The sequence below is a fragment of the Chromobacterium aquaticum genome, from assembly GCF_021129195.1.
Classification (GTDB): domain Bacteria; phylum Pseudomonadota; class Gammaproteobacteria; order Burkholderiales; family Chromobacteriaceae; genus Chromobacterium; species Chromobacterium aquaticum.
In genome coordinates this window covers 20,308-27,697 of the sequence record NZ_JAJOHW010000173.1, presented here as the reverse complement: position 1 = coordinate 27,697, position 7,390 = coordinate 20,308, and the positions used below count along the sequence as shown (strand labels likewise).

General features: G+C 65.5%; 6 protein-coding genes. 4 read left to right on the top strand and 2 right to left on the bottom strand.

Annotated features, from left to right (window positions below):
* Window positions 1-2,162 (top strand): DNA translocase FtsK (locus tag LQT98_RS21970; RefSeq protein ID WP_231465200.1); only part of this gene is annotated, 2,162 nt, incomplete at its 5' end.
* 68 nt (window positions 2,163-2,230) lie between these two features.
* Here LQT98_RS21970 and LQT98_RS24075 read toward each other — a convergent pair.
* Both LQT98_RS24075 and LQT98_RS21965 read right to left on the bottom strand, forming a co-directional pair.
* The gene (locus tag LQT98_RS24075) at window positions 2,231-2,365 is read right to left on the bottom strand and encodes a hypothetical protein (protein ID WP_255360815.1); all 135 of its coding nucleotides are present in this window, start codon (window positions 2,363-2,365) and stop codon (window positions 2,231-2,233) included.
* 161 nt (window positions 2,366-2,526) lie between these two features.
* A complete protein-coding gene (locus tag LQT98_RS21965) occupies window positions 2,527-3,711 on the bottom strand; it encodes a vWA domain-containing protein (protein ID WP_231465198.1) in 1,185 nt (394 codons plus the stop codon).
* A gap of 101 nt (window positions 3,712-3,812) precedes the next feature.
* On the opposite strand from LQT98_RS21965, the gene LQT98_RS21960 reads away from it, so the two are divergent.
* The 3 genes from LQT98_RS21960 to LQT98_RS21950 are packed head-to-tail and all read left to right on the top strand — an operon-like array spanning window position 3,813 to window position 7,379.
* Window positions 3,813-5,243 carry a coniferyl aldehyde dehydrogenase gene (locus tag LQT98_RS21960; RefSeq protein WP_231465196.1) on the top strand — a complete coding sequence of 477 codons (1,431 nt, stop codon included), beginning with the start codon at window positions 3,813-3,815 and terminating at the stop codon, window positions 5,241-5,243.
* 1 nt (window position 5,244) lies between these two features.
* Window positions 5,245-5,769 carry a hypothetical protein gene (locus tag LQT98_RS21955; protein ID WP_231465195.1) on the top strand — a complete coding sequence of 175 codons (525 nt, stop codon included), beginning with the start codon at window positions 5,245-5,247 and terminating at the stop codon, window positions 5,767-5,769.
* Complete coding sequence (locus LQT98_RS21950) at window positions 5,766-7,379, top strand: GMC family oxidoreductase N-terminal domain-containing protein (RefSeq protein ID WP_231465193.1); 1,614 nt, start codon at window positions 5,766-5,768, stop codon at window positions 7,377-7,379. Before LQT98_RS21955 ends, LQT98_RS21950 begins: the two co-directional genes overlap by 4 nt.
* The last annotated feature ends 11 nt before the right edge of the window (window positions 7,380-7,390 follow it).

Here is a 7,390-nt window from a genome sequence, read left to right as displayed (position 1 = left end):
CGCCAGCGGAGCCCGAGCTTGCCGCCTATGCCGGGCTAGTCGAATTCCCTGGCTCGCTGCCGACGCCGCCCGACGCCGAGCCCGACGCCGCCGAGTCCGCTGTGTTTGTCGCAAGCTTCCCTGAGCCGGAAATCGTGGACTATGCGATAGCGCCCGGCTTGGCCGCCGAGGCGCCGGCTGAGCTTGAGGTGGTCACTGCGCCGCCGATGGCGACGCCGATCGAGCGGCAGTCCGCGGTTTTCACGCCGCAGGTCTTCGCCGACGCGCCGCCGGTTTCCATGACGGAGAGGCCGCCGTTCGCGTCGCCGGCGCCGCTGCCGGTCGTGGTCATCGACGAACCGGAAGCGCCGCGCGCCGCCGAACCAGCGCCATGGCGCTGGCCGCAGACCCGCTCGGTGCTGGTGCAGGAAGAGGAGAAACCCGCCGTGGTGCAACGCGAGAGCGTGCCGGCGGAGCCGCCCACCGTGGCCGCGGCGGCGCAGCAGTTGGCCGCCAAGCCGCTGCCCTGGGTCTTGATCGACGCCCCTGTCGCCGCCGAGACGACGGCGGAAGCGCCGGAGGAAACCAGCCTGCCTTGGGATGCCGCGCCGCAGTCCGGCGATTGGGCGCTGCAGGCGCAGGCCGAGGTGGAACGCGCGGCCGAGCCGACGCCTCCCAAGCCAAGGCCGGTGTACGACGGTTATGGTTTGCCGGGCCTGGACTTGCTGCGTCCAGCCGATGAGGCGACGGTGAGCTGCTCGGAAGAGGAACTGCTGGAACGCGGCATCGTCATCGAGGAAAAGTTGGCCGAGTTCAAGGTCAAGGTCAGCGTGGTGGATGCCTATGCCGGGCCGGTGATCACCCGCTACGAAGTGGAACCGGCGGTGGGCGTGCGCGGCAACCAGGTGGTCAACCTGATGAAGGATTTGTCGCGCGCGTTGGGCCTGGCCGCGATCCGGGTGGTGGAAACCATTCCCGGCAAGACCTGCATGGGTCTGGAGCTACCCAATCCCAAGCGACAGATGATCCGGCTGTCGGAGATATTCTCCTCCGAGGCCTTCCAGCTGCCCAGTTCGCGGCTGACGCTGGCCTTGGGCAAGGACATCACCGGCCAGCCGGTGGCGATGGACCTGGCCAAGGCGCCGCACCTGCTGGTGGCCGGCACCACCGGTTCCGGCAAATCGGTGGGCGTCAACGCGATGATTCTGTCGATGTTGTACAAGGCGCGGCCGGACGAAGTGCGCTTCATCATGATAGATCCCAAGATGCTGGAACTGTCGGTATACAACGACATCCCGCACTTGCTCGCGCCGGTGGTCACCGATATGAAGCTGGCGGCCAACGCGCTGAATTGGTGCGTGGGCGAGATGGAGCGCCGCTACCGGCTGATGAGCGCGTTGGGGGTGCGCAATCTGGCCGGCTACAACGACAAGGTGCGCGAGGCCGAGGCCATGGGGCAGCGCATCGGCAATCCGTTCAGCCTGACGCCGGAAACGCCGGAGCCCTTGGAGCCGCTGCCCTTCATCGTGGTGGTGGTGGACGAATTCGCCGACCTGATGATGGTGGCCGGCAAGAAGATCGAAGAACTGATCGCGCGGCTGGCGCAGAAGGCGCGCGCCGCCGGCATCCATCTGATCCTGGCCACGCAGCGGCCGTCGGTGGACGTGATCACCGGCCTGATCAAGGCCAATATTCCTACGCGCATCGCCTTCCAGGTGTCCAGCAAGGTGGACAGCCGCACCATTCTAGATCAGATGGGCGCGGAAAGCCTGCTGGGCCAGGGTGACATGTTGTTCCTGCCGCCGGGCACCGGCTATCCGCAGCGGGTGCATGGCGCCTTCGTCACCGACGACGAAGTGCACGCCATCGTCGAGCATCTGAAGCAATTTGGCGAGCCTGACTATGTGGAAGGGCTGCTGACCGGCGAGAGCGAGGCGGAGGAGGAGTCGGCCGCGGCCACCGCCAAGGCGCAGGCGGCCAGCGAGAGCGACCCGCTCTACGACGAGGCGGTGGAAATCGTGATGCGCACCCGCAAGCCGTCGATTTCCTCGGTGCAGCGCCATCTGCGCATAGGCTATAACCGCGCCGCGCGGCTGATCGAGGAAATGGAGGCCGCCGGCATCGTCAGCCCGATGGAGAGCAATGGCAACCGGACGGTGCTGGTGCCACAGCGCGAGCTGTGAGCCAAGTGCCATTGCAATGAAAAAGCGCGCCAGCGGCGCGCTTTTTCTTTTCTTATGCGTGGACGGGGTCAGCGACGGCGCCGCTCCTGATCGTTGCGAATGCGGATCGGGGCCAGCTTGTCCTGGTCTTCCACCGGGCCGCTCAGCATCTTGGCAACGACGACCACAGCGGCGATGAGGGCGAATAAAAGCAAAATTTCCATGGCATGGTTCCCCGAGGCTTGAGTACGAACTTATTGGTTGGAGACGACAGCCGGCGAACAGGCCTGTGAAGCAAAGTCGTCTATGGCGGCCCCCTGTGATTTCATTCTGGAACACAAGCCGCCGCAAGCTCAAGTAATAATTTGTGTCGGAAAGTTAAAATTCAAGACGCGCTGCGCTTCAATGCGCGCATCGCCTGATCTATGCCTTGCAGCGTCAGCCCGTACATGCGGCCGGACATCAGCTGGCGCAGCATGTGCAGCGATTGGGTGTAGTCCCAGTGCGCCTCCGGCACCGGATTGAGCCAGGCCGCGTGCTTGAAATGGCCGAGCAGACGGCGCAGCCAGACTTCGCCTGCCTCCTGGTTCATATGCTCGACGCTGCCGCCCGGATAACTGATCTCGTAGGGGCTCATGCTGGCGTCGCCGACGATGATCAGCTTGTAATCGCTGCCGAAGGTGTGGATCAGGTCCCAGGTGGGCAGGGTGCGGGTATGGCGGCGGGCATTGTCCTTCCACACCGCTTCGTAGACGCAGTTGTGGAAGTAGAAATACTCTAGGTGCTTGAATTCGGACTTCACCGCGGAAAACAGCTCTTCGCAGGCCTTGACGTGGTCGTCCATCGAGCCGCCGACGTCGAACAGCACCAATACCTTGACCGCGTTGCGCAGCTCGCGCTGCATGCGCAGATCCAGCATGCCGGCCTTGCCGGCGGTGGCGGCGATGGTGGCGTCCAGGTCCAGCACTTCCTCGGCGCCGTCGCGGGCGAATTCGCGTAGCCGGCGTAGCGCGATCTTGAGGTTACGGGTGCCCAGTTCCACCGAGTCGTCGAAATTGCGGAATTCGCGCTGGTCCCATACCTTGACCGCGCGGCGGTGACGCGATTCACGCTGGCCGATGCGGATGCCGGCCGGGTTGTAGCCGTAGGCGCCGAAGGGGCTGGTGCCGCCGGTGCCTATCCATTTATTGCCACCCTGGTGGCGCTCGTGTTGTTCTTGCAGCCGCTGGCGCAGGGTATCCATCAACTGATCCCAGCCCAGCGCCTGCAACTGGCGTTTTTCTTCCTCGGACAGGTATTTTTCCACCTGCTTGCGCAGCCAGTCTTCGGGGATTTCGGTCTTTTGCTCGTCCAGCGATTGCGACAGGCCGTTGAAGTGGCTGCCGAACACTTGGTCGAAACGATCGAAATGCTTTTCGTCCTTGATCAGCGTGGTGCGCGCCAGATAGTAGAAGGCGTCCGGGTCGCCGAAGGCGACGCGTTTTTGCAAGGCCTCCAGCAAGGTGAGGAATTCTTTTAGCGTCACCGGCAGGCCGGCGTTGCGCAGGGCGTAGAAAAAATCGATCAACATGGCGCGGCTAGCAGGTGACAGCGAGGGTGGGCGATGATAATCTTGCTTTAGAGTCTGGACTCTAAACAATCGTTCGGCTACAGCAATCCGAGGATAATACAATGAATGCCGTCACCATGCCCACTGGCCAGCATGATCTTCTGCACGCGGAATTCGCCCGCCTGCACCGCATCAGCCGCGAGTCGCCATTTCCGCAGCTGCAGCAGCGGCTGGAGTGGCTCAAGCGCCTGGAAAGCATGTTGCAGCAGCATCGCCAGGAGTTTGTCGACGCGATCAGCCGCGACTTCGGCCACCGCAGCGGGGTGGAAACCCGGCTGGCCGAGCTGTTTCCGTCCTTGCAGGCGATACGCTATGCGCGCCGCCGCCTACGGCGCTGGATGCGACCGGAACGGCGCGGCGTGTCAATGTGGTTCCAGCCGGCGGGCAATAGCGTGATGCCGCAGCCCTTGGGTGTCATCGGCGTGCTGGTACCGTGGAACTATCCGCTGTTCCTAGCGCTGGGGCCCTTGGTGTCGGCCTTGGCGGCCGGTAACCGGGTGATGGTGAAGATGTCGGAATTCACGCCGGAAACCGGGGCGCTGCTGCAGCGCCTGGCCGAGCGCTATCTGGGCCCGGAGGTGATCGCGGTGGTCAACGGCGATGCCGATCTGGCGCAGGACTTCACCCGGCTCCCCTTCGACCATCTATTCTTCACCGGCTCCACCGCAGTGGGCCGTCATGTGATGCGCGCGGCGGCGGAAAACCTGACGCCGGTGACGCTGGAGCTGGGCGGTAAATCCCCGGTCATCGTCGCCAGGGGCGCCGATCTGCGCCAGGCGGCGGAGGCCATCGTCGCCGGCAAGATGCTGAACGCCGGTCAGACCTGCGTGGCGCCGGACTATGTGCTGGTCAATGACAAGGATAAAGAAGCCTTGTTGGACGAGTTGCGCGGCGCGGCGCGGCGCGCCTATCCGACGCTGGCGGACAATCCCGATTACAGCTCCATCATCAATGAACGCCATTGTCAGCGTCTGCTGCAATGGCTGGAGGAGGCGCGCGCGGCCGGCGCCGAAGTGGAGCAGATCAATCCGGAGGCGGAAGACTGGCGTCCCAAGCGCAAATTCCCGCTGACCCTGGTGCAGTCTTGCCCGGATGACGCGCTGCTGCTGAGGGAGGAGATTTTCGGGCCTATCCTGCCGGTGCTGAGCTACGACAAATTCGACGAGGCGCTGGCCTACGTCAATGCGCGGCCGCGGCCGCTGGCCTTGTATTTGTTCGACAACGACGCGCTGCGCATCGAGAAGACCTTGCGCGAGACGATTTCGGGTGGGGTGGCGATCAACGACATCGCTTTGCAAGTGGTGCAGGACGATCTGCCCTTCGGCGGAGTCGGTCCTTCCGGCATGGGGCATTGCCATGCCAAGGAAGGCTTCCTGGCCTTCTCCAAGCTCAAGCCGGTGTTCCGGCAAAGCCGCTGGGCCGGCACCACGTTGACGCGCGCGCCTTATGGCGCCGGCGTCGAGCGGCTGCTGAAATGGATGCTGGGGCGCTGAAATGCTGACGCGCCGCCAACTGCTGCAAACCGGCCTGGGCGGCGCCGCGGCGCTGGCGCTGGCCACGCTGCTGGCCTCGCCGCAGCCGGAGGGACCGGCCGAGGACTGGGCAAAGCCCTTGAAACTGCGGGCCTTGACGCCGCGGGACGCCCAGCTGCTGGCGGCGATCGCCCCGGCCGTTCTGGGGGCGGGCGTCGCGCCGCCCGAGGATGTGGTGCGCGGCGTTGACCGCGCGGTGGCCGGCTTGCCGCCAGCGACGCGGGCCGAACTGCGTCAATTGCTGGATCTGCTGGGCAATCCCTGGGGGCGGCGCTGGATCGCCGGGGTGTCCACGCCGTGGCGGCAGGCGTCGGCGGACGATATCTCAGCCTTTCTGCGGCGCTGGCGCGGCAGTAGCTTCCCCTTGTTGCGCAGCGGCTACCAGGCTTTGCATCAATTGCTGAACGCGGCCTGGTACGGCAATCCGGCCAGTTGGCCGGCACTGGGCTACCGTCAGCCGGCGGCGGTGATGGAGATGCTGCCATGAGCCGCGCGACGATACCGGATCCAGTGGCGGCCGGCGTCGCCGCCGGCTGGAAGGCTTTGGACGGCGCGATGCAGCCGGATCTGGAGCTGAGCGCCGATGTGGTAATCATAGGCAGCGGCGCGGGCGGCGGCATGGCCGCCGAGCAATTGGCCGCGGCCGGGCTGGCCGTGCTGCTGTTGGAGGAGGGGGGGCTGTACAGCTCGCGCGATTTTCGTCTGTTGGAAGCCAAGGCCTACCCGGAGCTGTATCAGGAGTCCGCCTGTCGCAAAACGGCGGACAAGGGGATTTCCATCCTGCAGGGCCGGGCAGTGGGCGGGAGCACCGTGGTCAATTGGACCAGTTCCTTTCGCACGCCGCCGGACACCTTGAACTGGTGGCGCGAGCGTCATCGCCTAGGCGGCTTGAGCGAGCAGGCGATGCGGCCGTGGTTCGTGCAGGCCGAGGCGCGGCTGGGCATCGCCGATTGGCAGCCGGACCCGAATCCTAATAATGCGGTGTTGGCGCGCGGCTGCGAGGCCTTGGGCATTGCTCACGCGCGCATCCGCCGCAATGTGCGCGGCTGCTGGAATCTGGGTTATTGCGGTATGGGCTGTCCCACCAATGCCAAGCAGTCGATGCTGGTGACCACCATTCCAGCCGCGCTGGAGCATGGCGCCAGGCTGATCAGCCGCGCGCGGGTAGACCGGCTGCGCGCCAATGCGGCGCGGAACCGGGTGGAAGGCGTGGAAGGGCATTTCCTGGCGGCGGATGGAGTTGGCGAAACCGGGCGCCGTTTCAAGGTGACGGCGGGCCAGGTGATATTAGCCGCCGGCGCCATCGGTTCGCCGGCCATACTGCTGCGCAGCGGCCTGATCGATCCGGGCGGCCATACCGGAACGCGGACTTTCCTGCACCCGGTGCTGTTGTCGGCGGCGCTGATGCCGGAAGCGGTGGAGCCGTTCAACGGCGCGCCGCAGACGGTGTACAGCGACCACTTCATGCATGCGCACGCGCTGGATGGGCCGCTGGGCTATAAGCTGGAAGTGCCGCCCATTCACCCGCTGCTGGCCGGCATCACTTTCCCCGGGCTCGGGGCCGGTCAGGCGGCGCTGATGCGCCGGCTGCCCTATCTGCACGCGACGCTGGCCTTGCTGCGCGACGGCTTCCACCCTGACAGCCGCGGCGGCGAGGTGCGCTTGCGCGACGATGGTTCGCCGGTGCTGGATTATCCCCTGAACGAGGTGTTTTGGGAGGGCGCGCGCCGCGCCTGGCTGAGCATGGCGGAGATCCAGTTCGCGGCCGGCGCCAAGCAGGTGCTGACGGTGCATGAGCAGGCCGGCCTGGCGCGCAGCTGGGGCGAGGCCCGCAGCATGATAAGGGGACTGGCGCTCAAGCCCCTGCTGGCCAAGGTGGTCAGCGCTCATGTGATGGGAGGCTTGGCGATGTCGGGTGACGCCGATGGCGGGGTGGTGGATGAGTGGGGGCGGCATTGGCAGCTGGGCAATCTGACCGTGGTGGACGGTTCGGTGTTTCCCACTAGCGTCGGCGCTAACCCGCAGCTGTCCATCTACGCTTTCGCGCTGCGCGCGGTGGCGGCGCTGCGGCAGCGAATGCAAGGCACGCAAGCCTGAGACGCTGTTTT